Genomic DNA, 25,445 nt, shown 5'->3' on the forward strand with positions numbered 1-25,445 from the left:
TCTGTTTTTATAGTCAATAAAATTTTTCTGCAAGACTTTAAAGGTGAAAACGATTTTATTATTTTAATAGTAATATTGAGTATCATACTATTGATGACCTTTAAGTTGAGGGTGAGTATCGAAGATAAAAAGCTTACGCTAAGCTACGGAATTGGTTTATTTAAAAAGAGATTTGATCTTTCAGATGTTGCCAATGTGTCTATGGTAAAAAATAAATGGTATTGTGGTTGGGGTATGCGAATTTCATCTGAAGGAGCAATATATAATATATCCGGTTTCGAAGGTGTTAAAATTGACTTCCGTTCAGGCGTTTCAATTGTGGTTGGAACTAATAAACCATTAGAACTATATCAAGCACTTAAAACGTTTACCTCTTAATGTATCCTGCGAGTGAAAAGCACTATCGTTAAAGAACTCTTCATTGTTTAGCCCTAACATAGGCGAGTTTTCACTAAGAGGCTGTTCATAATTCTGTGTCAGGTTAATTCGATTGCTGACGTGACCTTCGATGATATGGATATCATCGCAGAGCCGCCATGGATGGCTTCACGGCGTGTCACGGAAGCAATGGAATTCGGCGTGTCCGTGACTAGCTCAGAAGTGCTTGGATCATCTTTCTATTTTTAACCTAACATTCCGCCATTCTAGTTCTACAAACAAAAACAGCCGCAAATATTTGCGGCTGTTTTTGATTAACACTCTGGATTTAAATGATATTTAAAGCTTGCGCTAAATCACTCGCTATTCATTGACCATAGCTAATAGCGCAGGTAAGAACTCTTTATCCAATGCGGCAATTTCACCTTGCTCGATAAGCACTTGATTCAGGATCTCATGGCTAGTCAAGGGATTAGCTAATACGACGCGAAACACCACTGTGGGTTGTCTAAAGTAGCGCGCGGGTTGAATGCGGGTGCGGGAGACAAAGGATTTACCCTGTTCGCGTTGGTGTTTTTGAATAAATTGGGTTAGACCATCGAGCAGCTCATTAAAGCGAGCGAGTTTGGTCTTATCGCCTTGTTCTATCGCTACTTGCATCGCCGCCTGCACACTTGCTGGCACATAACGATAGGTGAGCAGGCACAGCTCTGGCGCGGTGACTAGCTCAAAGTCTGGGTGTACGTCGATTTGTTCGGCAAAATAACGGGCTTTTTCAAGGCTGTTATTAATCAGGATTTCGTAACCATCGCGGCCGATAATCTGTAAACAGGCATGCACTAACATCGCCATGCCTGGGCGTGAGCCTTCCAGCGTTTGGCTGCCTAAATCCTTAGAGCCTCGGCGCAGAATATATTCGGCGTGGTGGGCAATGGCATGGGCAAACTCAGGATTTTTAAATAACACCATGCCCGCGCCCATGGGGACATACATTTGCTTATGGGCATCGATGGTGACTGAATCTGCGAGTTCAATACCATCGAGTAAGTGACGGTATTTATTGGATAATAAGCTTGCGCCGCCCCACGCTGCATCCACATGGAAGTGGCAGTTTAGCTCACTTGCTAATGCCGCAAGTTCCCGCAGTGGGTCGATATTGCCCGTCTCGGTGGTGCCTGCTACCCCAACAATCGCCATGACTTTAATGCGTTTATTGGCTAGTTCGGCTGCGACTTCGCGCATTTTGGCAACGTCGACTTTGTTATTGCCATCGGTTGGGATGCTGATGATATTGTCGCGACCGATACCGAGCAGATCGACGGCCTTACCTAAGGAGTAGTGGCCGCGCTCGGAGACCAGAATCGCTAAATCATCGAAGCCATAGTGGCGCAGCGCCTTGATTAAGCCTTCGCGGGTCACGCCTTTAAAGTCGCTATCGGCCTTGAGTAATTGGTTGCGGGCAATCCACAGGGCGGTGATGTTAGCCACTGTGCCGCCAGAGCAAAATGCGCCGAGGGAATGGTTGGCACTGTGCATCCAATTACGATAAAAATCATCGTCTTGAGCGTAAATCAAATGGTGCATCATGCCGAGCACTTGGCGCTCAAGCGGCGTAAACGCCTTGGAGGTTTCGATTTTGACTAAGTTTTGATTCAGCCCCACCATCATCTTCGACAGTGGCAACACGAAATAGGGCAGTGCCGAGGTCATATGGCCGATAAAACTGGGCGCCGCCGTATGCACCGAATGCGCCACCAGATTCTGCATGATTTCGTCGGTGTAGTCGGAGACAAAACGCGGCTGGCTTGGAATTTCAAAGGCTTGAAAATCGGTTTCGATTTCGGAAAGCGGCTTTTCCAGTGCGGCAATGCTGTCACCCAAAAAACCGGCTAAGTCCTCGGAAAGCTTCTGCTCGATAATGCTTAAGGTGGATTCCGCATCTTCGGGCACAGTGAAAATCCGCATTAGACTTTCTTCAGATGCGATGGCTTGGCGAGGGAGTTTTTGGGTCATGGGGCTTGCCGTCTATTAATTCTTATAGTGAAACCGCAAAGGTGATTAAGAGTATAACCAAATACATGGCGCTTAAACCCGTTTACGGATTACCAAAAAGGGAGCTCACTTTACTGCAAGGCCTTTTAGGCATCAAGCACTAAAACACCGCCTAAGTCTGTGCTTGGGTTATAGAATAAACAAAGGCGCTATAAATAGCGCCTTGGGTGTGTTGTTGGTTATCTAAACATTGTCTGTACGCTAAGGTAAAGTTAACGCTTGCCCAGCATCAAGACGGCGCCAATATTACGGGCGGTATTGATTAGATTGGTTTTGGCGTTAGCTAGCACATCGTCCAGCGGACTTAAATGTGGAATGATGGGGAAAATCGCCGCCATACCTTGCTCGAGCACCGCATTAGCATTGTCGCCAAGGCAACCCGCAATCCCAATGGTCGGAATATTTTGCAGCTGCGCTTGCTTTAATACACCCATCGGGGTCTTGCCAAATATGGTCTGGCCATCGATTCGGCCTTCGCCCGTGATGACAAGGTCCGCACCGCGAATTTTGTCAGCCAGTCCTACCGTTTGCATCACAATCTCGACACCGGGTTTAAGCTCAGCGCCTAAAAAGGCCATTACGCCAAGGCCCATACCGCCCGCCGCGCCCGCGCCCGCTTGGTTACGGTGATCGGTTACACCACTTTGGGCAATCACATCGGCATAGTGACTCAGGGCGGCGTCTAAAATGCTCACCATCTCGGGTGTTGCGCCTTTTTGCGGGCCAAATATGGTCGAGGCGCCACGCTCGCCGCACAGCGGATTATCGACATCGCAGGCCACTTCAAAGATACATTCTTTCAGTAGCGGATGGGCGTTGCTCATATCGATACTGGCAAGCTGAGATAGCGCCGCGCCGCCCGCACTTAGGGTCTTACCTTGTTTATCCAGCAGTAAAATATCCAGCGCTTGGGCCATACCTGCGCCGCCATCATTGGTTGCACTGCCGCCTAAGCCTAAAATAATGTGTTTTATCCCGCGATTGAGCGCATCACAAATCAGCTCGCCCGTACCATAACTGGTGGTGATCAGCGGGTTACGCTGATCCCTTGGTACATGGTGCAAACCCGAGGCGGAGGCCATTTCAATCACCGCAATCGTGCCTTTGGTTTGCTGGCCTAAAATGCCGTAATGGGCTTTGACTTTATGGCCGAGTGGCCCCATGACCTCTAAATTGACAAGGCTGCCGCCAGTGGCATCGACCATAGATTGCACTGTGCCTTCGCCGCCATCGGCAACGGGGATTTTGACAATCTCACAGTCTGGGATCACTTGTGTTAAGCCTTGTTCGATTGCGTTAGCCACATCGAGTGCGCTTAAGCTCTCTTTAAAGGAATCGGGGGCAATAACTATCTTCATTCAAAATCCTACAGCTTTTTGGGCGCTTGGATGCGCCCAAGGACGAGAAAAATGCAGCTTAGAGCAGCACTAAGCTTAGTACATACACGGCCAGCATGGAGGTTACACCTTGGATAAGGGTCGCCATGGTTTGGGCTTTATAGGCTTGTTTGACGCTCATGCGGCTAAATTGAGTCACCACCCAGAAGAAACTGTCGTTGGCGTGGGAGACTGTCATGGCGCCGGCACCAATTGCCATTACGGTTAACACGCGGCCCATTTCGCTGCCAAGACCGATATCGCCCAGCATTGGGGCGACTAAGGCTGAGGTTGCCACTAAGGCAACGGTGGATGAACCTTGAGCCGATTTTAATGCTGCGGCGACGATAAAGGGCATGAAAATCCCAACGCCGAGTGCTGATAATGAGCTGCCTAAAAAGTCACCAATAGGTGTGGCTTTTAACACGGCGCCGAAGGCACCACCGGCACCGGTGATCAAAATAATCGGTGCTGCGGCGACTAAACCTTGGCTAATACGCTCGCTAAACTCGGCAATCTTGTTATCGCTTTTCAGTAACAGCAGTGACAGGAATAGACCGATAAGCAGGGCGTTAACGGGTTGGCCGAGGAAGACTAATAGGCTGAATAGGCCTTCTTTGCCCAGTGGTGCAGAAGGGAAGTTAGCGATAGAACCTAAACAAATTAAGAGGATAGGCACAAAAATCGGTGCAAATGCCTTTAATGGGCTAGGGAGTGTGCCGTAGCTTTGTTTTAAGGATTCAAAATCAGCGGCTTGAGCTTTGAGTTCTTCCGCGCCTTCGCCATCAGGTTCAACCCCTGCAAAGCGGTTCGCCCATAGCATGCCCGCAAGTGAGGCAACGGCAGCAACAAATAAACCAACACCAATCACTAGGCCCAAGTTGGACTCTAGCCCTAAGTTACCTGCTGCGGCTATAGGGCCAGGTGTGGGCGGTACAAAGGTGTGAGTAGCATAAAGACCTGTCGCTAACGCCACGCTCATGGACACGCTCGAAACCTTCATGCGGTTCGCCATGGATTGTTTAAGCGAGTTTAAGATGACAAATCCCGAGTCACAAAACACCGGAATCGACACTAAGTAGCCGATAATCGACATAGTGAGTGTTGGGAAGCGTTTGCCCAAGACTTTAATCACCACATCTGCCATGGTAATGGCGGCGCCGCTCTTTTCGAGGATGATACCGATAATGGTCCCGAGCACGATCACCAGACCGATATAGCCGAGGATATTGCCAAAGCCAGTGGTGATGGTTTTAGCAATATCGCCACTCGGTAAACCATAGGCGAAGGCGCCAATAAAGGCGGCCAGAATTAAGGTTAAAAACGGATGGAGCTTAAATTTTGAGGTCGCGATAACAATAAATGCAATCACGCCGATGAGGATGAGCACTAAGTTCATAGATTGTCCCGTTCAGTCTTGGCTGAAGTTCTTAAGTGGTTCTGGCTGTTTTTGTAGGGCGCGGCGGTTATCTGATCCTAAGTTCAAATAAAGGCTGCTTTAAGGTCAGCCTATTATTGAATACTGCGAATTGAATAGCTTTGGTTAAACTGACTGAATTACGGTATAAACAGGCCATTATTTTGTGCGTGTGCACAAAATAATGCGTATGACTTCGAATTTAATAGCAAAAATATTGTTGCGAGGGGTTGGTAAACCTGCGGTTTACCAACCTTAAAAAGTGTAGCGTTTAATATCTTGAGTTATTGACGACGAATAAAAGACTCAACATAAGCCGCGGTTCTGGCATTAAGTATCGGATCGGCAGAGGGGGCAATGCCCTTAGGTAATAACAGTGGGTTAAAAATGCCTTTATCACACTGTTGCACTTGGGGATCGCTATCGCGGTCCCCGTTAATCACCACTTGGCCGACCAGTAATCGCTTGCGAGTCTCAGGCCAAATCACCGTTGGATTATTAATGTCATCACCCGATTCAGCCAGTTGAATATAGAGGTTCCATTGTGCTGGCTGGGTATTAATGCGCTGGAGTAATTCCGCCTTTAAAAAATCATCACCCAGATTAGCCAGTTCGCTGGCAGAAAGGGCTGCTGTGCCGGCGACGGGTTCAAAAATCCATTTACCCGCAACGCTGTTATTTTGCTTGTCGGTAAACAAAAAGCTGTTTACGCCAAAGTAGCGGCTATTGGCAAAACTGGGGCTGGGTGGCAGCTGTTTTACATACTCGAAAAAAGCTTTGGCATCGGGCTTATTATCGATAAGCCATTGTTTACCTTCGGCGCCTTGTTTCACTTTGGTCTGAAAGGTAAAAAAATCATCCAGATTACTAGCAAAGAACACTGGCACATTGGTGGTGACAAAGTTCAGGTTTTCTTTATCACCATCAATTTTGAGTGACATAAAGCGCCCAGGGGTTTTGTCGGAGATTTGAGGATTCGTGCCGCCAAGGGAAAAACGGGCGGTCACTTTAATGGGATTTTGATTAAAAAAGGGAATGTTGAAAGAATCGTGCAATTGAGGATTGGGGGCAAAGTAGCCCGAGGTACAAAACCCTTTTGTATGATTGCGCAGTTTAACTTTTTTACCCGCCTCGCGACTCGCCGCATCTGGCGTGCCGTTTACTGCATCCACTAATTCTGGAATGGTACGCTCCGCCGCGCTGGCAAGTGGGGCGACAAACACTGAGCCGACCACTAGGCAAGCGGTGGTGAATAAGCTAAGTTTGGCATGAAATGGCTGCATGGGACTTCTTTCCTTAATGATTAACCGTATGAGTGACACCTTTAGGTATAGGAAAGGACAAAGCAAAAAAATCTTTCATTAATATTACGCAATATTGCTATGAGGCTGTAAGGCTTAGGCGCAAATTTGAGTGGGCTATCCCGCGACGATTATCACTCCAACTGATAATTGGAGGTATCTATCAACTGCCCAAGATAAAGACTTAATAGCCCATGCAGGGAATGGATATCGGTGTTAGTGAGTTGCTGAATTTTATCTAATCGATATCGCAAGGTATTTCGATGAATAAATAGTGCATCTGCACATTGCTGCGCATCACCAAAGTGGGTGATGTAGGCGGCTAAAGTTTTACGTAATTGGCCATTTTTATCGGCCTGCGTTAGTTGCTGATAGGGACTTGCTAGCGCTTGGCCACGCCAGTCATGCTTGAGTCCTGAGAGCAGTACTTGTAAAGAATAATCCTCAAATAGGTATTTTGTGCCTTCAGGGTTGAGCTGTTTACCTAAGCTCAACGTTTCTTGCGCGGTTTGATAGGAGCGTGCAATCCCACCTTTTACGGGAAAAAAGTGGCCCAAGGCAATTTTAAAATTTAAGTCCATCTGCGCAGGTAATCGTTGCAATAACTTATCAATACGTTGGTTTTCAAGCTCGGGATCCCATTGTTTTCCATCTAGAAAAGCGGGTTTTAGGATCACCAGCTGTGACATGGAGGTCATGGCAATTAGGTTGCCGCGGTCGGGATTTTGCAGTAGATGCAATACTTGCTTGAGGGTTTCGCTGACTCTGGGATTGCGCTCATCACCACCGCTTAGCTCGTTATGTGTTGATGTGTTTTCCTGCGATATCATTTTGTGAATGGCGGAGGGTTGTTTTTCACTGACTTCAATAATGGCGGCCACTCGTGGTAGCGTGATATCAATATCGAGCTGCTTGGCCCAGCGATGCAATTGCTCATCGTCATCGGTTTGTGCCTTGATAAGTTGCAGAATAAATTCTTCACGCTGGCGGTTTTCCCATTGCAATTTATCCTGTTGATTGGCTTGCTCGACAATCATCTCGGCGGTCATTTTTAGCAGCTCGCCGTAGTGGGTTAGTTCTGCCGGGTCGCCAGTAATGCCAATCACACCAATAATTTGTCCTTGGTAATGCAAAGGTAAGTTGATGCCTGGTTTTACGCCATGAAGACCGGAGGCGACTTCTTCGCTCAATTCCACATTGCGATTTTGCGCTATTGCTAATAATGCGCCTTCGTGGACTGAACCCATTCGTTTGGGATCGCCTGATCCTAAAATCACCCCCTGACCATTCATCACATTGATATTGTGTCCGATGATTTTCATCGTACGACTGACAATTTTTTTGGCTATGGCGGAATCGAGCAGATACATGGTCTGTGCCTATTTCAATTAAGCATTTAATAATGCCGCGATACGTGATCTTATCTTAGGTATAAGCACTCGTTCAAATTCGGGATGCTGTTTTAGCCAAAGGTTGTTTCGAGGGCTAGGGTGGGGCATGACCATCAATTGAGGCCAATACAAGGACCATTGCTCAATCGCTTGGGTTACTGTGACTTTTGGGGGCGACAATGGCGTCGATAACGTTAAGTCCGCCCTGCATGCTGTACTAAGACGAGCCTTAGCACGTGGCAGATGGTAATCAATTGCATATTGGCCAAGGACGAGCACTAACTCTACCTGTGGCATCAAGGCTAATAACTTCGCATGCCAAGTCGTGGCGCACTCTGGGCGCGGCGGCTTATCACCTTGCTTTTTACCGTTTCGTTCAATGGTTCCCGGAAAACAAAACCCCATCGGTACTATGGCGAACAGGGCGGGATCATAGAATTGTTCTCTGCTGACATTAAGCCAAGTGCGCAGACGCTCGCCACTGGCATCATCGAAGGGAATGCCCTTGTGGTGAGTTTTTACACCGGGGGCCTGGCCCGCAATTAAGATCCTTGCTTGGCTACTGGCTTGCAAGATAGGTTTTGCTGGCAGGGGAAGCTCGGCCTGACAAAGTTGGCAGGCGCGAATTTGCTTGAGCAGTAAATTGAGTTCGGTTGAGTAAGCGGGCTCGATACTTGGGTGTGGGGCGGTTGTCATCGTTAAGCCCCTAGTTTGCTCAATAGATGATAGAGCCAATAACCAAAGAGTGCATATGAGGCGGCTAATACAAGATAACTCAATGGCTTAGCACCCAAGGATTTAGTGGGAGTTTTGGCATGAGAGGCTAAAGCAATATGGGCCAAGATGATGGCAAATAGAGCGCAGGGCGGCAGTAGATAACTGATGCCGAGAATCAATAAGGCGCCAAGACTCAGTAGCCAGCCCGCATGTTGATTGCTGGGCTGATGAAGTTGGCGTAACTGCAGCGGCAATAAAATCAGCCCAACGCCTACAATGATCATCCCAAGATTGAGTGCAAAGTCGCTCCAAGTGCGGTGTTCATAAAGGGTAAAGGTAAAAGCGAGCAATGGTACTATCAGTGCGGTTAGTACGTGGCGTTTGGCAAAGATGGGATTACGATACTGACCCGCAAAAAAGAACAGCCCTTGCATTAAGCTATTGATCAGGGTAAATCCACCCAGACCGACAATGATAAATAAGCTTGCTGTGCCACCGCTGGAATCAAATGCCATGGCCGGGGTAGAGAACAAACTTAAACCTATCAAGGCGGGTACAGGCGATAAACGCCAAAAAGAACAAGTGAAGGACGACATCTGATATCCACTGATAATTAACGGGCTGAATTAACATCCGCTAAAGTGCTTGTAAACTCAAGGAATACCTTATTTTGAGTGCGAGTTTTGCCCCAGATTCTGATCTTATTCAAGATTTTGTGGGATGGAATAGCGAGATGTTGTAACTAAAGTGCGGTGAGTTTTTGCATAGTTTCGCGAGTACGAGCTTGCCAGAACGAATAATATTTATTCTCGAAACATCAAAACGCTCTCATAAAAAAGCCCGCAGAGCGGGCTTTTGACCATCAATAAATGCAGATTAGAGCTTGTAGCTCATGCTCAGCATTAGCATTTGTGCGGTGTAGTCATGGTTGTTAGTACCAAAACCTACGACGTTCCAAATGCCATCAACAGCGATATCATTTGCGGCGTCATTGTCCTTATAGTTCTCAACTTTGTAATCGAAGCGCAGCGCGAGTTTTTCGGTGGCTTGATATTGAGCATATAAGTTAATGTTATGTACTTTGGCAAAATAATCGCCATAGTCGCCAGTGATACCTTGTCTGACTTGAGTGTTACTGTCGGAGTTGGAATAGGTGTAGTCCAGTCCGAGGCGTAACTTGTTCTCTAGCAGATTGTTGTAGCTAATACCTGCACCGACCACATCTACTTTGTCTTCAATAAAGCCAGTCCATGTTGGGGTGCTGTAATTGTTGCTACCCGCCTGTTCAGACTCAATGATTTGGTAGTTGTAGAAGGCGGTTGCCAGTAAGTCAGCGGTGATCATATAGCTGATATTGGCATCATAACTGGTGTCTTTTGACTCAGTTAAGCCAATCACAGTATCGGTATAATCATCCAACGCGTAACGGGCACCAACATCGATGGTCAGGCTTTCAAGCGGCGAATGGGTGATGCGCGCTTCGACTTGGGTTCTGTCACGGTCAGCCAGATTGTACTTACGTAACAGGCTATTGGTTTCAGAAGAAGTCCATTCAGACGCTTGGTATTGTGAGCCGTCACGTTTTCCGTAACTGCCTTTTACCCACATGTCCCACATATCGAAGCTATTGACGCGTAAACGAGCCCAAACGGTATTTTCATCCGTGGTTTCACGGTCTTGATAATCACGTTGGTCACGTTTGAAGTCATAACCACCATCAAGTTTAATATCGCGGGTAATACGATAATCTGCCGCGACTTTAAAGCGTTGCGTACGATTATCATAAGGCGTGTTATAAGCCACCTTACCGTTGACATTGTTGATGCTGATCTGGGTCCATTCTTCAACTTGGGTATTATTGTCACGGTCGTAATAATCGTAACTACCTGTCAAGCGAAGATCTTTGCTGACTTTGCTAACGACTTTAAGGTTCATGCCCAATAGATCGACTTTCGCATCAACCGCATCGCTTGTTAGCTGGTTGGAATAACGATAGTTATCCGTTACTAACGCCTGATCTTGGCTCATTTGTCCAGTAAGAATACGACCCGATAGGGCGTTACTGCCATCGTTGTACTGTCCCATCAATGACACTGTGTGTGCCTGATTATCGGGATCAAGCGCCAACGTACCTTGGGTTTGGGCACCAAAGGTAGGATTGAATGCACTATCAAAGTCCAATTGGTTGTATTCGTTTTTGAATATAGACCCATTGTAACTGAGCGCTGTGAACCAACGATCACCCTTGAGTTTGACACCCGCTTCAATGGTGTCAGTAGTGTAATCCACTGGCTCTGCTAACATCATCGATTGGTTGAAGAAGCTACCAGAGGCTTGTTTTAAGCCAGTTTTTTCTTCACGCATGTAGTTAACATAGGTGCTCCACAGGGATTCGCCTTGATATTCAAATCCCAATCCCGTGCGTTCACGTTTAAGTGATAATTCAAGGGCATTGAGGCTATCCATCAACAATGGCATTTGGCTGCTTGAACCAGCAGTTACCCAGTTATCGGGTAACGTCAGGTTATTGCCACCAATACCCGCGTAGGGCGATAGGGCGCTATTGCTGTCGTAGGTTGCAATTTGGCGATAGTTTACATTGACGTTGTACTGGCCTTGTTTGCCCGCATTCACATCTAAACGACCGCCATCCATACCGAGTTGATAAGCTTCAACACTGGCACGGTAACCTTTTTCACCTTTAAAGCTTAAATCGGCATCAAATTTGCCCGCGACTTCATTGGATGTTCCAAAGGCATTGGCTGAGCGAATATCCTCTTCGCTGTTATAACCGACACCGACACCCACAGTGGCAGATGTGCCTGTTTCAACCACGCAGCCTTTGCAGCTCCATGCGGATAATTTCACTTTATCAGTATTGGCATTAGCAAGACCATAACCATCAGCGGCTACGGCAAAGCCAGTGTTGGCTAATAACGCTAGAGTGATCAAATTGAGTTTAAATTTCATTTTCTCGTCTCCTTAGCGCTGTAATAGCTTGCCAGATGGATGGTTAGAACCATGGACCTGACTATGGCAATTTAAGCAGCTTCTTCCACCCGTAAAGGCATTGTCACCGACATTAGAACCTAAACCAGTGTTACCTAAGTAAGCATTGCTGGCGTGGCCATCGCTAGCATGACATTGCTGACACAGCTGCGGCGCGCGGGTTTTCAGCATGGCATCATTCACACTACCGTGAGGATTGTGGCAAGTGACACAATTCTCAGTGGCGGGTGCATGCTCCCAAAGTTTTGGGCCGCGTTTCTCGGCATGACAGGAATAACAGGTATCATTAACACTAGGCTTGTTAAGATCGGAATCTGTCATGCTCCCATGGGGATTGTGGCAGTCGCTACAGGTCATTTGGGCCCATTTGAGTGGATGACTTGAGCGTTTATTCATATCCGCTTTTTGCTTAGTGTGGCAGCTAGTACAGACTTCCATCTCAGTGTTTTTAGATAACACAGGATCTTTAGCTACGTGTACTTGGTGACAAGAAGCACAAGCAACATCGGCGTTGTCATGGTGACCGCCATTCCAAGACATACGTTTATCGTCTTGGTGACAGCTCATACATACGCTGTTTTGCTTATCGGCACTTAAGGTTGATTGCTTACCAAAAGTGATCATCGGCTCGTTGCCGCCTTTGTTGTGCTGACCCATTGGGCCGTGGCACGCCTCACATTGCAGGCCAGCCATGGGGCTTTTTGACGAATCAATCGCGCCGTGGACACCTTTGAAAAGGTCCATCACTTTTTCAGATTTTTTATGGCACATGATGCAAGAGTCTGCACCTTTAGGGGAGTAGTTGCCTTCGGCAAACTTCTTATCCAAGGTCGCTTCGACTTGCTCAGGGGTCATTTTTTCATCCCACTTCGACGCGTAAGCGTTTGGTGTGATGCATAAAGACATAACTGCTGACATTGCCATTGTGATGACAAATGCCGGCAGTAGATTTTTCATTTTGTGACTGTTCTTCATAATAGGCTTCCCAATTTGTCCCAACAAAATTCAAGAAAGGGGGAGCTAGCTCCCCCTGCTTGGGCAAATTACATTTTCACTTGAGTGTGATCTGCAACTGTTGGGGTATGGCAGTAGAAACAGGTTTCTGACTGTGCCGCTTGGTTGGCTTGAGTATAATCGCCATTCACAATCGCACCCATATTTTCTAAACCGTGGCCGATCGATTCTGGCGCGTGGCATGAAGTACAAGTTGCTGTGATTGGGGTGGTGTATTTACCTGCAGAAGTAGCCAGTGCACCTTTCACTTTAAACGCATCTAAGTTGAAGTCGTTGTGGCACTGAGTACATTCTTTGATCACGCCTTGCTCACCGTGAACCACGTGTAGTTTCATTTCGAAACCACCTTTGTTAGCACCGTTTGCATAGGTACCATCTGGTGTGTGACAGGCAACACAAGCATCAACACCCACGATAGGCTTACCGTTTGCATCTTTGGCATGTGAAACTTGTTCAGACATCACAAAGCCTGCATGGTGACCTTTGTGGATTTCAAAGGTGTCACTGTGACAGCCTTGGCAAGTGCTGAAGTTCACTGAGTTAACATGACGTGTACTAGGCGCTTTACCAGATTTAGTACCAAAGGCTAACTCAGCTTTCATACTGGTGGTTGTGCTATTAGCAGTACAAGCCGTTAATGTGGTACCAGTGTTACACATTTCTAAGCCAATAAAGGTAAAGGCGGTATCAGTATCGCCCGCACCAAATGGCAGTGCAGGAGTTGTGAACACCAGTTTACCATCAGCGATGGTAACATCAGCTTGTAATGCACCATCTTTGACTAGATCTTTGGCCACTTTAGCTGTACCGCTACCTGGGCTCTTGTTATAGCCCATGATGGGGAAGTTAGGTCCAACGTTAGTGATAGTTTCTAAACGTTTAATCTTATTTTGTACACTCGCCGCATCAATGGCATTGCCGTCTTTATCTAAGATAGACACGGTTAATACCGCAGTATTGTCTGCTTGAGCAGCCAATGTTGCAGACATACCTAATTGAGCGATAACGGCTTTTTTGTCAGCAGTTTTAGCTGTATGTAACTCGGCTGTCCAAGTGCTGTTATGGCAGGCGATACAGTTAGAGTTATCGAGTTGTTGAGAGTGACCTTTACCCGCAGCAAAATCCACAGTGCTATGACAGCTTCCACACGTTGCGGCAGTTGGAATACGTGACCAGTTGCCCCAATCAGGTGTTGCTTCATTTTCAGTGTGACAGCTTTGGCAGCTTTCTAATGAGCCTAAGGTCAGGTCTTTATGCTTGGCGTGAACTAGAGCATTAAACTCTTTACCTACGCCCACTTTGCCTGCGGTGTGGCACGTTGCGCAGTAGTTAACATCTGAATACGCACCACCATGTTTAACCTGTGCTAAGTCTTGGTGACAAGTATTACAGCTTTCAGTGGCAACGATTTTACGGCTATAACCAGGCTCGGCACCTGTGTCAGCGGTGAAATCTACAAAAGCGTTGCTGTTAGGCACTAAGGTGCCATCTGGTAGTGGCGTATTATAAGCGCGGATTAGCACACGTTGAGCCAACTGGTCGTTGTAGGTGATCTTAGCATTGGCAGTTAAGTTCATCTTGAAGGTATAGCTGTAGTGGCCGTTCTTCTTGTCAACAAAAGTACCTGGGCAAGTTGAAGCGAGATCACAGGTTTCATCACCAAAGTATTGCCACTGAGAGGCATTACCTGCACCTGTAGCGCCTTGAGGAAGTAATTGAGCTGCTGCAAAACGCATTTTTTGCAGACCCACGACCGGTAAATCGTCTTCGTTGGTGACAGTGAATTCAACACTAGGTACACCGTTAGTAACAACAGATTTGTTGAATGTAAAATTGAGCTTTTGAATAGCGGGAGCTGGCTCTCCACCAGGTTCACCGGGTTTACCATCGTTACCATCGCTACCACCACAGCCTGTTAAGGCCATAGTGACGGCACTTGCTGCAAGCAGCAGTGCGAATTTTGATTTTTTTGCGTTCATCATTTTTTTCCCTGCATAGGTTTGGCATTACTTAAGTGCTTGTCTTCTTCACCCGACAGATTCTTTGTCTGTGCTTTGGTCTTGAAGGCAACCTAAGTGGATGCTGGAAATAGAATTCCCCAAGGAAAGGCTAACCTAACATGCCTCTAAAATCTTCTAAGCCTTTGCTAATGTGTGACTTGGATCTTTCTATTTCTAAAGAGGTAGTTAAACCACAGGGGAAAAACAAATTTAGATCAAAAAAACGGCGGATTGTGAAGCTAAAATAAAAAAGAGAGAGGGGATACCTCTCTCTTTTTGTTCTTGCTCTCTATTGAGATAATTACGTCGACTTAGTTACCGTGAGCTTCCATCAATTGTGATGGAGTATGGCAAGTCGCACAGCTTTCAGAGGCACGAGTTTGAACATCTGCTGCACTTGAGCCATTTAAGATACCGCCATTAGTCTCGATGTGCGATTTAGCAGCGTCAGACAGATATTTCTGGTGACAACTTAAGCATGCACCCGCATCGGAAGATACCCAAATTTCTGCACCGTTGTTGTTAATATCACCAAAGCGCCATGCACGTTCTGGTGATCTGCCTAAAGCAATACCTGTTACAACGTTTGATTTATCTGCAGTATGACATGTTGCACAATCGGTTTTTAGTACAGTACCGGATTGTACGCCTGCATATTTCAGATAATGTCCTTCACGCTCGTGCGCTTTCCAAGCAAAGTTGGTTGGTATCTTACCGCCTGGATAGGCCGCATCATTTTTCAGGGTTTTGTCCGATGTATGACAAGTTTGGCAGTTGACGCCATTGTCATAATGGTGGATTACTTGATTATGACAACCTTGACACTTAGCTGGGTCAATGATTTCACGGCGTACACCTGGTTTAGCACTTTGGTCAGCAGCTGTTCCGTTCCAAACAAAATGGAATGGAGCTTCTTTGATCATAACTTTACGTACATTGGGTGTAGAGCAATCGGTCATCACAACATCTGAAACACCGTAACCGCCGTTGTTGAAACAAACTTCAAGAGTTGACCATAGTTCGAAAGTTTTACCTACAGCGTCTGCAGGAAATACCATTTTACTAGCAGTTAACGAATAAGTTTTGTTAGCCGCATCAAATGTACCTTCCGATAGCGCAACGCGACGAGAAGAAGATGAAGCGTATTCTGGGTAGTTTTTATCACTATCCCATGCAATAAGCACTCTACTTGACTGATTTATGCTGAGTTTATCTACTGCATTACCAGAACCGTCTAAGATTTGGACTTTGAATGTTAATTTGCCATTAGCATCTGCTGCAATGTCAGTGAACTTAACGCTCATTGCTTCTGCATCTTTGTAAGCTTTAAGCACATCACCATGTCGCTTAGCTGCACTACCTGTACCACCGTAAGGCTCTGTCGCATTGTGGCAAGAGGTACAGTCAGTGCTGCTATGGTGAGCAGATGGTTTTTCAGTATGGCAACCAATACAAGCTTGATTGCTTAAGTCTGCTTTGAATAGGTCTGCATTGGCAGGTGCACCAGCACCTTCAACGTGACAAGCTGAACAATCAGCAGCAGGTTTTAATGGGAAGCCTACTTTGCCGTAGTCGATCACTTTACCACCGTAACCGACAATCTTATAAGGAGCAGGTACTTCTGCGCCTGTCTCATCGAAGGTATGACGTTCGCCACCTTTGTGGATAGCATGGATCATATAAGTGAATTCAATGCTATTGCCTGACTCTGGGTCGCCAGATGTTGCAGTATGGCAAGAGGCACAGTTTTCAATATCGATACGACGACCACCATGAAGCTCTAAGCTTTCAGGTTGGTGACAGGTATAACAAGCTTGAATAGAAACGACGTTACGGGTTTGAATACCTTCAGTCTTACCAGTAGAAGGTTGCCAGTCGAAATGGGCGTTGGCTGTGAGTTGTGGTAATTCAAGCTCCATCGTCGCGCGTTGAGTCGCGTCAGCGCTGTAAGTAACGGTTAATGGCTCAGTTACATTAGCAATGTTGGCTTGGTAGGTGTAGCTATAGCTACCATCACCATGGTCAACTAAGCAAGTATCACATTTACTTGCTGCTTCAACGTTTGCTTGGTATTGGGCTGATGGCTTGAGGTTATCAACGCCGGATGGAATGGTACCTGGCTCTTTTTTGGCATTAATATAAGCTTGCCATTGATAACCGCGGTTAGCTTCAGTTTCACCCACTTTTTCTTTAACTGGAGTTAATTGCGCAATACCAAACCGTAAATCGTGATCTTTAGTTAAGCCTAATACGGCAACGCCATTAGCATTTTCCAACGTAAAATCAACGGTGACTTTGCCTGCATCAACAGTGGCATTTGTGAATTTTGCTTTTAAGGTTGAGGTGGAGTTGATATTGACACCAACAACGCCTGGTTTACCGTCTTCACCATCTTTACCGTCACTGCCACCGCAGCCAGTGAGAAGAAGTGAAAGTAAACCGGCACCCAACATCGCTTTTGTTGCGGTATTGAAATTGAACCGTTTCATCATGATATTTCCCTGCAATAGTTTTAATCATCATTAAACACTTATCAAATAAGAATAAATCTCATTATTGGCATTTAATGTGTGGGATTAGATCCCACCTGTAAGGCTAACTAAGTCATTGGTATTTATCAGTCACTTTAAGCGGGTTATGTGATTGAGATCTGACTATTTCTTTAGAGGTAGAAGACTGCATAGTATGAGTTCCTTTTATATCTGCAGTTACAGGCCTTTTGGCCTGCATCATAGGGTTAATTAATTGGGTGGACTTTGAGTACATCGGCGACGGCCCCTTGTCCATGGCAGAATGCACAGGTTTCAGAGCCTGCGGTTGCATCAGCTTTGGAGCCTGCAAACACGGCACCTTGTTGCTTCATATGATTGTGGGTCGCATCACTTGAGTGACAGTTACTGCATACGGCGGCTATCGGGCTGGTAAAGGTGCCATTGTTAAGCGCAAGCGGTTGAACCGCTGTATTTAAGGGCAGGGCAACCGTTGAAACGCCTGCTGCATCTTTGATATGGCATTGAGCACAATTACCGATTTTGCCTGGGTAGTTGAGATCTGCAAAACCAGTAAATTGGCTGGTATGGATCCCATGAATTAACTGTTTAAAGTCAAAGGAGGTAATGGAGGGATTTGCCGCTGTAGCATCGGCCTGCATATTCGGGTTGTGGCAAAGTTGGCATTGGCCTGCTAAATCGTTGCGCGCACCATGAATATTCAGTTGTTGATCGCCGTGGCAGCTAGCACAGTTGGCATTGCTAATGATTTCGCGGCGGCCAGTGCTGGTTAATGCAGACATATTGAAGTAACTATGACTTGATTTGATCACCAGCACTTCTGCCTGTTCGGTACTGCAATCCACTAATACTTTATCTTTGGCGCAAACTCGACCTTGAATCGCTAAGCCGCCATGGTCGGCCTCAGTTCCCGCTGGAACAGTGAGACCTGAAATAGTGTAAACGTAGGTGCCATTGCTGCCAGAAACTGGCGTGGAGTCAGGGAGACGAATTGAGCGCGCAGAGCGGGTGCTGTAATCGAAACTGGTTCCCCAGTTAGCATAAACCCTTAGGTCGCTGATAAATTTGAGTTTATCTGCGCTATCTAGGTAAACAGTGCCTGTGCTGGGGTTGGTCAGGGTCACCGCAACAGTCACTGTGCCATAGGCATCCATGCTTGCACTACTGATGCTAGGACTAAATTGAGCTAACGCGGCAATTTGATCTTCATTGCCGTGTACGCTGGCGGTCCAATCGGCATTATGGCAAGCAACGCAATTGCTATTATCCGCTTGGGCTGGATGGCCTTGGCCCGCAGGGAAATTAATTTGGGTATGGCAGGCACCACAGGCTTCCATGGTGGGTACCCTATGCCAATTTTGACGCTCGGCTAAATCTGGATTATCAACGTGGCAAGTCTGGCAATTACTGATGGATTGAGGGAATCCCGTTAAATGTTTGCTGTGTATCATTTGCGGGAAAATATCCGCGGGATTGCTGACTTTCTTACTGTTATGGCAGGTTACGCAGGTTTCAACTTGGTTATAACGTCCACCATGGAACGCTAAATTGTTGTGGCAGCTATTACAGGTTTCAATGGTAATTAAGTTACGGGTATAAGCTAAGGTATTCCCCGAGGTTTGCCAATCATAGTGCTGATTAGTTATAGGGAGCGCTGTGCCATCGGCTAATGCATCGTCGCCCAGTTTGATGACTAGTCGTTGGGTGGCGTCGTTAACGAATGTCACCCCATTCATGCCGTTAAATGTGGCGCTAAAACGATAGCTGTAATGGCCGTTTTTATGGTCAACAATCGTGCCTGGGCAAGAAGCGGCGCACGTTTCAGAGGTGAAATGTTGCCACTCACTGCTATTACCAGCACCTGTGGCGCCCTGAGGTAGTAATTGCGCTGCAATGAAGGTGGCTGAAGGAATACCAACCACGGCTTCATCGTCTTGATTGCTCACCTGATAATCGACTTGGGCAATGCCGTCGGTCACGGTGACTTTATCGACCATGATGTTTAGGCTAGTGATCGTTATTGCGGGTGGTTTCCCCGGCTCACCAGGTGAGCCATCATTACCATCATTGCCCCCACAAGCGGAGGCAAGTGTGGCGAGGAGCAGCATCAAACTATATTGTGTGGTTAATTTGGCAAACTTGTTCATATTTCTATCCTTGGAATACGCTGTCAGTGCCTAAGTTACATTTGGTAGCTTAAGGTCAAACCTAAGTAATGAGCATTGTAATCGTGGCTGATGTCGCCAAAACTGAGCACATTGGGGACAGTGTCCCAAGTGGTGTTTTGGTTTTGCCAGTCTGCATCTTGATATTTCTCGAACAACCAATCGAAGCGTAATGACATACTGTCGGCCAGCTTATATTTGGCGTAGGCGTTAATATTGTGCTTGCGACTGTAGTAGTCACCGTAGGGGCTAGTGATGCCATAGGTGATTTCAGTATCGCTTTGACCATCGGAGTAGCTGTAGTCCAATCCCAGATCTAAACGATTATCCAGCAGGTTTTGATAGGAGATACCCGCGCCAATCAGGGTCGATTTCTCTTCCGCGGTGCTGTACCAATCAGGTGTTGAGAAACGATTGCTTCCGGCCTGATCTGAATCGCGCCAGTCTTGGTTGAGATAGGCGTTAAGACTTAGATTGTCGCTAATGAGATACTGCGCAGTTACATCGTAGCCAAGGTAAGACACTTGGGTGAGCCCGACTGATGTATGGTTATAGTCATCATCAATACTGTGTAAACTCGCACCCACAGAGAACCCTATATCGGTTTGGTAATCTGTGTGCAAGGTGACTTTTTGACGTTTGCGATCAGCAAGATAAGACTTACGTAGCCAAGGATTACTCGGACTTTGTGTGCTTGTTACAGCATCGTATTCACTGCCATTCCGATCTAATACTTCGCCCTTTAACCAAGCTGACCAAGCTGGCGAATAGCGGTAGCTGAGTTTGGCAAAGAGACCCGATTCATCGATGGACTGCCTATCAAGCTCCGAATACATGATTTCATCTCGGCTATATCCCGCTTCAGCATAGGCCGACGGCGTTAGGCGATATTTACCTTTGAGATCAAATTGTTTACTGCGTTTATCGTAGAGACGATTTGTAGCTGTGCCTTGATAAAAGCTGTCGGTCACGACCTGTGGGAAATCTAACTGAGCCGTCTTGTTTTCCCTGTCTTGATAGTTATAACTGGCTTGAACGCTTAAATCCTGTGTAATACGGCCAGAATACTTAAGCACCATATCTAGGATATCCACTTGGGCATCTAAATTATCGGTTGGCAGTACAGGGGAGGGGCCATTAATGGTCGCAGGCAGAAAAGCCTCATCCTGTGACATGTTACTGATGCCCGCGTGCATGAGGATGTTATGGCCATTTTGACCACCACTGGCCTCGGCGGCGATCCGATAGGCCTTGTTATCTGGGTCGACGGCATTTTGGCCAAAGTAGGCCGCACCAAATGTGGGCGTATAGGCCGATTGCCATAGCAGTGCCTGATGGTCATTCTTGTATTGGCTTATCTGGCTGTTTATACCCGCTTGCCAGCCTGCGCCGCCAAAATAGACTCTGGCATCGACTTCATTTGTGCTGTCATCAATTGGCTGCGCCAACATCACACTGTTAGTGAGAATATTTGCGCTGGTCTTTTTCGCGCCGCTGCGGTTTTCATGCTGGTAGTTCACCGAGGCTTTGTAGCGGCTGCTCGATGAGATATGGCCTGCGTAGTAACCGCCGAGGTTGAATCTATTCCGCGTAATGCTTAAGTCCTGCTCGATTAAACTCGATTGCAGTAACGGCATGGAGTGGGTCGTTGCTCCCTCTACCCAATTATCAGGCAAGAGCATCTTATCGTTATCGGTGAGATAAGGGCTCTTTAGCTGATTGTATTGATAGTTGGCGAGACCTTTATAACCCAATTGGATTTGATAGTGTCCAGGTTGGCCTGTGGTGAGCTTGGCAGACCCCGTATCAAATCCCAGTTTATCGGCCTCAAGCCGGGTTTTGTAACCACTCTCAGCTTGGTATTGCATATCGGCGCCCACAGCACCGACCAAGCCATCTTTATCCGTGCCAGTGCGATTACCAAAACGGCTATCTTCGCCGTCATTATAGGCGAGCGTGGCACTGACGTTGCCTTGGTGCCCTGTTTTGGGCTGGCATTGCTTGCAGCTCCATGAGTCACTTTTTACGCCGCTGCGATTCGCTTTTTGGATTTCATATCCTTCAGCATGGGCTGTGTTGAGTACGCCACTAATCGCCCAAGCCAGTAATGTGAGTGAGAAACAAGCTCTAGGAGTCGATATGTTCATTATTTGCATGATCATTTCCTTGTTATCTCTGGAGCAACTTGCCGGATGGATGGTTTGAACCATGCACTTGTCCATGGCAATTCATACAGGAATTACCCGAGGTGAAGGCATTTGTTTGATTACCAAAGTAAGCATTACTGCTGTGGCCATCGGAGGCGTGGCATTGTTGGCACAATTGTGGCGGTTTACTGATGAGCATTGACTCATTCACGCTGCCGTGGGGGTTATGGCAGTTAGCACAATTGTCGGTGACTGGCGCATGTTCCCACAATTTAGGACCGCGTTTTTCGGCGTGGCAGCTGTAACAGTTTTCGTTGACGCTCATTTGTTTCAGACTGGCATCATTTAAACTGCCATGGGGATTGTGGCAATCGCTACAGACCATTTGTTGCCACTGTAGTGGATGGGATGAGCGTTTGTGCATATCCGCTTTTTGTTGAGTATGGCATTGGGTACAAATTGCTACTTCGTTGGCTTTGTCGCTGATAGGGTCTTTTGCTACGTGTACTTGGTGACAGCTACTGCAGGGGATATCGGCATTGTCATGGTGATTACCTTTCCACGCGATGCGTTGATCGTCGTTATGGCAACTCATGCAGACACTGTTTTGTTTTTGCGCGGGAACCGGAGAATTCTGGCCGAAGGTGATCATCGGCTCTTTGCCGCCCTTGTTATGATTACCGAGTGGGCCGTGGCAAGCCTCACACTGTAAGTCGGCCATGGGGGAATCTTTGACATTAGGATTACCATGTACACCATCAAAAATGGCCATCACAGTGGCACTTTTCTTATGGCACATCAGGCAAGTGTCAGCCCCTTTGGCCGAGTACTTACCTTCGGCAAATTTTTTGTCCAAAGTCGCGACGACCTCCTCGGGTGGCTTGTCATCCCAAGGTGTTGCTACCGTTGAAAGGCTGAGTATCGATAACATCAGAGCAAGCATAACCTGAGTTATGCTTTTGAACTTTAAACCAATATCCATGTTCATCTATTCCCGAGTGCGTTTTATTTGTTATTTTTCAAGCTTTCGACATCGCTAATTTAGCTGATTAATATTAGAACAAGCACGTGACAAGTGCTTAACATTTTTTAGCTGGTTGACTGTAAAGAGGAATGATTTTGTAGGGATAAATAATAAGTGTGATAAATGTCTCATTTTGTACCGAGGATGACTTTTTTTAACGCTTATTGAACATGTTGTTCGATTGCGATAAATGGTGGCAGCTAGCTGGCATTTTTATTTTCGGTCAGGCGTTTATTCATTGAGATTTTTGTCACATAATACTCAACACAATTGAAAACTATTATCGTTACCAGTCAAAAAGCTTGATCTAGGTAAAGTTATTAGCTCCATAGCTCAGATAAAATGAGCACAGTTTTTCAAGCTGAAGCTGTTACAAGGTGAAATAGGTAATGAAGTTAAGCGAACTCAGTCCCGGTGACCGTGGCATTATTTCTGAAATCGGGCGATTAGATTTGCCGCAAACAGTGAAGCGTAAATTATTGTCCATGGGCATTACCCCTAATACACGATTTTCTTTGATTCGCCGAGCGCCAATGGGCTCTGGTTTAGAGCTGGATATTCGTGGTAGTAAGCTTTGTATGCGCAGAGACTTGGCAGACATTATTGAGGTGGAAAAGGCGAATGACTAAGCAGTTTCATTGCGTCACCGTTGGTAACCCAAACGCTGGGAAATCAACACTCTTTAACGCGCTTACAGGCGCGAATCAGCAAGTTGGCAACTGGTCCGGTGTGACGGTTGAGAAAAAAACCGGTCATTTCACTCTCAATGGTGCTGACGTTTACTTAACCGACTTACCCGGTATCTATGATTTACTCCCTGCGGGTAATAGCTGTGATTGTTCTCTCGATGAGCAGATTGCTCAACAATATCTCGCCGAACAACGTGTCGATGGCATCATTAACTTAGTTGATGCGACCAATATCGAGCGCCACCTCTATTTGACGGCACAACTCCGTGAATTGTCGATCCCTATGGTGGTGGTGTTGAACAAAATCGATGCAGCTATCAAGCGTGGCATTCGTGTCGATTTAAAGAAAATGAGCCAAGAGCTTGGCTGCCCAGTGATCGGGGTTTGTTCCCGCGATCCTGCTGATGTTGCTAAAGTTCAAGCGCAAGTGCTTGACTTACTTGAAGGTCGTGTATCTGAAGCGCCTTTGTTACTTGATTACGACGAGCAAATTGAAGCAGGCGTGCAACTACTTTGTAGTAAAGATCCCAATTTAAGCCGTGGCCGCGCCTTAGCGATGTTGGGTAACGGTTCTGGTTGTGGTAGCTGTAAAAATGCTGAGCTTCAGGATGAGGTGAATACTTGTACTCAGCAAATTGCGCAGCAAGGACACGACATTGAAGTGATGGTCGCAACCACTCGCTTTAATTTTGTGGAGCGAGTATTCCAAGGTTCCGTTAAAGCCGATGGCTTCTTAACCTTGAGTGATAAACTCGATAAATTAGTCTTACATCCTGTACTTGGCATTCCGGTGTTCTTATTTGTCATGTATTTGATGTTTATGTTCAGCATCAACATCGGCAGTGCGTTTATCGATTTCTTCGATGTGTTCGCAGGGGCATTACTGGTCGATCATTTTGGTGCACTGCTCAATAACATAGGCGCGCCAGCTTGGTTGGTGACTATCCTTGCGGGTGGTGTGGGCCAAGGTATTCAAACCGTTTCTACGTTTATTCCTGTGATTGCGGCATTATTCCTTGGTTTATCTGTTCTTGAAAGTTCGGGCTATATGGCTCGTGCCGCGTTTGTGGTTGACGGATTAATGCGTCGCATAGGTTTACCGGGCAAAGCTTTCGTACCAATGATCGTGGGCTTTGGTTGCTCTGTGCCAGCCATTATGGCAACGCGTACCTTAGGCAGTGAGCGTGAGCGTATTGTCACGGGAATGATGGCTCCCTTTATGTCTTGTGGTGCCCGGTTGCCTGTGTATGCACTATTTGCGGCGGCATTTTTCCCAGACTCTGGCCAAAACCTGGTATTTTTACTGTATATCATCGGGATTTTTGCGGCCATCGGTACCGGATTGTTGCTGCGAAGCACTTTATTACCAGGCACCAGTAGTGCGGTAGTGATGGAGTTACCAAGTTATGAGTTGCCTAAATTTAAAGCGGTGATGGTGCGTACTGGTAAGCGGACTAAGAGTTTTATCCTTGGTGCGGGTAAAACCATTGTACTAGTAGTGACACTGCTCAATTTTATCAATGCGATAGGGGTAGATGGTAGCTTTGGCCATGAGAATAGCCAAGCGTCACTCTTAAGCGTAGCGAGCCAGAAAGTGACACCTATCTTCTCGCCAATGGGAATTGAGCAAGATAACTGGCCTGCAACGGTCGGGATTATCACTGGGATTTTTGCCAAAGAAGCGGTGGTGGGAACACTCAATAGCTTATATACCAATGCAGGTTCTGAGGACGGCGAATTAACACCATTAGCCGATAGTTTTAATGAGGCTCTTGCGACTATCCCAGCAAACTTGTTTGGTTTAGATTTGGAAGACCCGCTTAAGTTATCTGTAGGCGATGTGTCCAGTACCTATGTTGCGGCAGAGGCGCAAGGTGTTGCAACGTCAACCTTTAGTGCCTTGCAATCTGGGTTTACTACCAAGGTGGCAGCGTTTTCTTATTTGCTGTTTATCTTACTCTATACTCCCTGTGTTGCGGCGATGGGCGCTTTAGTGAACGAGTTTGGTACTCGTTGGGCAACGTTTGCAGCGACATGGACATTCTCTCTGGCCTATGGCAGTGCAACTATCGCTTACCAAGTAGCAACCTTTGCCGAGCACCCATTGCAATCGGGTCTATGGATTGGTTTCTTCCTCAGTGCGTTAGTCATATTCTATCTATGGCTAAAACGTAAAGGGCGCAGAACTCAGCAAATTATCCCAGGCGTGCGGATTATTACTGAGTAAATCCCTGAGTAATAAATGTCAGCTTAGT

Annotated in this window: 17 protein-coding genes; 3 read left to right on the top strand and 14 right to left on the bottom strand. The window is 46.6% G+C overall.

The genetic code is table 11. The features are described 5' to 3' along the window. Positions 1 to 378: hypothetical protein (locus tag MMG82_RS09055; RefSeq protein ID WP_241406778.1), on the top strand; the 378-nt coding region annotated here is incomplete at its 5' end. 363 nt (positions 379 to 741) lie between these two features. Here the strand turns inward: MMG82_RS09055 and panP are convergent. From panP to MMG82_RS09125, 14 genes are all read right to left on the bottom strand, one after another. Continuing rightward, a complete protein-coding gene (gene panP, locus MMG82_RS09060; RefSeq protein WP_241406780.1) occupies positions 742 to 2,391 on the bottom strand; it encodes a pyridoxal-dependent aspartate 1-decarboxylase PanP in 1,650 nt (549 codons plus the stop codon). A gap of 251 nt (positions 2,392 to 2,642) precedes the next feature. Continuing rightward, complete coding sequence (locus tag MMG82_RS09065; protein ID WP_241406781.1) at positions 2,643 to 3,788, bottom strand: glycerate kinase; 1,146 nt, start codon at positions 3,786 to 3,788, stop codon at positions 2,643 to 2,645. A 58-nt stretch (positions 3,789 to 3,846) separates the two neighbouring features. Then, the gene (locus MMG82_RS09070; RefSeq protein ID WP_037427906.1) at positions 3,847 to 5,205 is read right to left on the bottom strand and encodes a GntP family permease; all 1,359 of its coding nucleotides are present in this window, start codon (positions 5,203 to 5,205) and stop codon (positions 3,847 to 3,849) included. A gap of 302 nt (positions 5,206 to 5,507) precedes the next feature. Further along, positions 5,508 to 6,506 (bottom strand): catalase family peroxidase, encoded by a 999-nt coding sequence (locus MMG82_RS09075; RefSeq protein ID WP_241406782.1) that lies wholly within the window; start codon positions 6,504 to 6,506, stop codon positions 5,508 to 5,510. Positions 6,507 to 6,658: 152 nt separating this feature from the next. Beyond that, positions 6,659 to 7,894, bottom strand: a complete 1,236-nt coding sequence (locus MMG82_RS09080) for a sugar diacid recognition domain-containing protein (RefSeq protein WP_241406783.1) — start codon at positions 7,892 to 7,894, stop codon at positions 6,659 to 6,661. 18 nt (positions 7,895 to 7,912) lie between these two features. Next, on the bottom strand, positions 7,913 to 8,611 hold the full coding sequence (locus tag MMG82_RS09085; RefSeq protein WP_241406785.1) for a uracil-DNA glycosylase family protein: 699 nt from the start codon (positions 8,609 to 8,611) through the stop codon (positions 7,913 to 7,915). Positions 8,612 to 8,613: 2 nt separating this feature from the next. Beyond that, positions 8,614 to 9,228, bottom strand: coding sequence for a hypothetical protein (locus MMG82_RS09090; protein WP_037417143.1), 615 nt, complete (start codon positions 9,226 to 9,228; stop codon positions 8,614 to 8,616). A 280-nt stretch (positions 9,229 to 9,508) separates the two neighbouring features. Further along, a complete protein-coding gene (locus tag MMG82_RS09095; protein ID WP_241406786.1) occupies positions 9,509 to 11,602 on the bottom strand; it encodes an MtrB/PioB family decaheme-associated outer membrane protein in 2,094 nt (697 codons plus the stop codon). A gap of 12 nt (positions 11,603 to 11,614) precedes the next feature. Continuing rightward, positions 11,615 to 12,616 carry a decaheme c-type cytochrome MtrA gene (gene mtrA, locus MMG82_RS09100; protein WP_241406787.1) on the bottom strand — a complete coding sequence of 334 codons (1,002 nt, stop codon included), beginning with the start codon at positions 12,614 to 12,616 and terminating at the stop codon, positions 11,615 to 11,617. A 68-nt stretch (positions 12,617 to 12,684) separates the two neighbouring features. Continuing rightward, positions 12,685 to 14,637 carry an OmcA/MtrC family decaheme c-type cytochrome gene (locus tag MMG82_RS09105; protein WP_069454675.1) on the bottom strand — a complete coding sequence of 651 codons (1,953 nt, stop codon included), beginning with the start codon at positions 14,635 to 14,637 and terminating at the stop codon, positions 12,685 to 12,687. A 329-nt stretch (positions 14,638 to 14,966) separates the two neighbouring features. Continuing rightward, complete coding sequence (locus MMG82_RS09110) at positions 14,967 to 17,147, bottom strand: OmcA/MtrC family decaheme c-type cytochrome (RefSeq protein ID WP_241406788.1); 2,181 nt, start codon at positions 17,145 to 17,147, stop codon at positions 14,967 to 14,969. Between the two features lie 245 nt (positions 17,148 to 17,392). Further along, positions 17,393 to 19,312 carry an OmcA/MtrC family decaheme c-type cytochrome gene (locus MMG82_RS09115; protein ID WP_241406789.1) on the bottom strand — a complete coding sequence of 640 codons (1,920 nt, stop codon included), beginning with the start codon at positions 19,310 to 19,312 and terminating at the stop codon, positions 17,393 to 17,395. 35 nt (positions 19,313 to 19,347) lie between these two features. Next, complete coding sequence (locus MMG82_RS09120) at positions 19,348 to 21,486, bottom strand: MtrB/PioB family decaheme-associated outer membrane protein (protein WP_047535664.1); 2,139 nt, start codon at positions 21,484 to 21,486, stop codon at positions 19,348 to 19,350. A 13-nt stretch (positions 21,487 to 21,499) separates the two neighbouring features. Beyond that, on the bottom strand, positions 21,500 to 22,465 hold the full coding sequence (locus MMG82_RS09125; RefSeq protein ID WP_144345834.1) for a DmsE family decaheme c-type cytochrome: 966 nt from the start codon (positions 22,463 to 22,465) through the stop codon (positions 21,500 to 21,502). A gap of 425 nt (positions 22,466 to 22,890) precedes the next feature. Here MMG82_RS09125 and MMG82_RS09130 point away from each other — a divergent pair, with 425 nt between their 5' ends. Both MMG82_RS09130 and feoB read left to right on the top strand, forming a co-directional pair. Beyond that, the gene (locus MMG82_RS09130) at positions 22,891 to 23,130 is read left to right on the top strand and encodes a FeoA family protein (RefSeq protein ID WP_011623257.1); all 240 of its coding nucleotides are present in this window, start codon (positions 22,891 to 22,893) and stop codon (positions 23,128 to 23,130) included. Further along, positions 23,123 to 25,417 (top strand): Fe(2+) transporter permease subunit FeoB, encoded by a 2,295-nt coding sequence (feoB, locus tag MMG82_RS09135; RefSeq protein ID WP_047535656.1) that lies wholly within the window; start codon positions 23,123 to 23,125, stop codon positions 25,415 to 25,417. Before MMG82_RS09130 ends, feoB begins: the two co-directional genes overlap by 8 nt. Positions 25,418 to 25,445 lie beyond the last annotated feature (28 nt).

This window comes from Shewanella sp. MM_2022_3 (assembly GCF_022557375.1).
GTDB classification, from domain to species: domain Bacteria; phylum Pseudomonadota; class Gammaproteobacteria; order Enterobacterales; family Shewanellaceae; genus Shewanella; species Shewanella xiamenensis.

Bases quoted from the DNA above. Each gene is read 5' to 3' on its own strand.
- mtrA (WP_241406787.1), bottom strand. From the start codon at position 12,616: ATGAAGAACAGTCACAAAATGAAAAATCTACTGCCGGCATTTGTCATC.
- MMG82_RS09080 (WP_241406783.1), bottom strand. From the start codon at position 7,894: ATGTATCTGCTCGATTCCGCCATAGCCAAAAAAATTGTCAGTCGTACG.
- MMG82_RS09125 (WP_144345834.1), bottom strand. From the start codon at position 22,465: ATGAACATGGATATTGGTTTAAAGTTCAAAAGCATAACTCAGGTTATG.
- panP (WP_241406780.1), bottom strand. From the start codon at position 2,391: ATGACCCAAAAACTCCCTCGCCAAGCCATCGCATCTGAAGAAAGTCTA.
- MMG82_RS09105 (WP_069454675.1), bottom strand. From the start codon at position 14,637: ATGATGAACGCAAAAAAATCAAAATTCGCACTGCTGCTTGCAGCAAGT.
- MMG82_RS09120 (WP_047535664.1), bottom strand. From the start codon at position 21,486: ATGCAAATAATGAACATATCGACTCCTAGAGCTTGTTTCTCACTCACA.
- MMG82_RS09090 (WP_037417143.1), bottom strand. From the start codon at position 9,228: ATGTCGTCCTTCACTTGTTCTTTTTGGCGTTTATCGCCTGTACCCGCC.
- feoB (WP_047535656.1), top strand. From the start codon at position 23,123: ATGACTAAGCAGTTTCATTGCGTCACCGTTGGTAACCCAAACGCTGGG.
- MMG82_RS09110 (WP_241406788.1), bottom strand. From the start codon at position 17,147: ATGATGAAACGGTTCAATTTCAATACCGCAACAAAAGCGATGTTGGGT.
- MMG82_RS09070 (WP_037427906.1), bottom strand. From the start codon at position 5,205: ATGAACTTAGTGCTCATCCTCATCGGCGTGATTGCATTTATTGTTATC.
- MMG82_RS09130 (WP_011623257.1), top strand. From the start codon at position 22,891: ATGAAGTTAAGCGAACTCAGTCCCGGTGACCGTGGCATTATTTCTGAA.
- MMG82_RS09075 (WP_241406782.1), bottom strand. From the start codon at position 6,506: ATGCAGCCATTTCATGCCAAACTTAGCTTATTCACCACCGCTTGCCTA.
- MMG82_RS09115 (WP_241406789.1), bottom strand. From the start codon at position 19,312: ATGAACAAGTTTGCCAAATTAACCACACAATATAGTTTGATGCTGCTC.
- MMG82_RS09065 (WP_241406781.1), bottom strand. From the start codon at position 3,788: ATGAAGATAGTTATTGCCCCCGATTCCTTTAAAGAGAGCTTAAGCGCA.
- MMG82_RS09085 (WP_241406785.1), bottom strand. From the start codon at position 8,611: ATGACAACCGCCCCACACCCAAGTATCGAGCCCGCTTACTCAACCGAA.
- MMG82_RS09095 (WP_241406786.1), bottom strand. From the start codon at position 11,602: ATGAAATTTAAACTCAATTTGATCACTCTAGCGTTATTAGCCAACACT.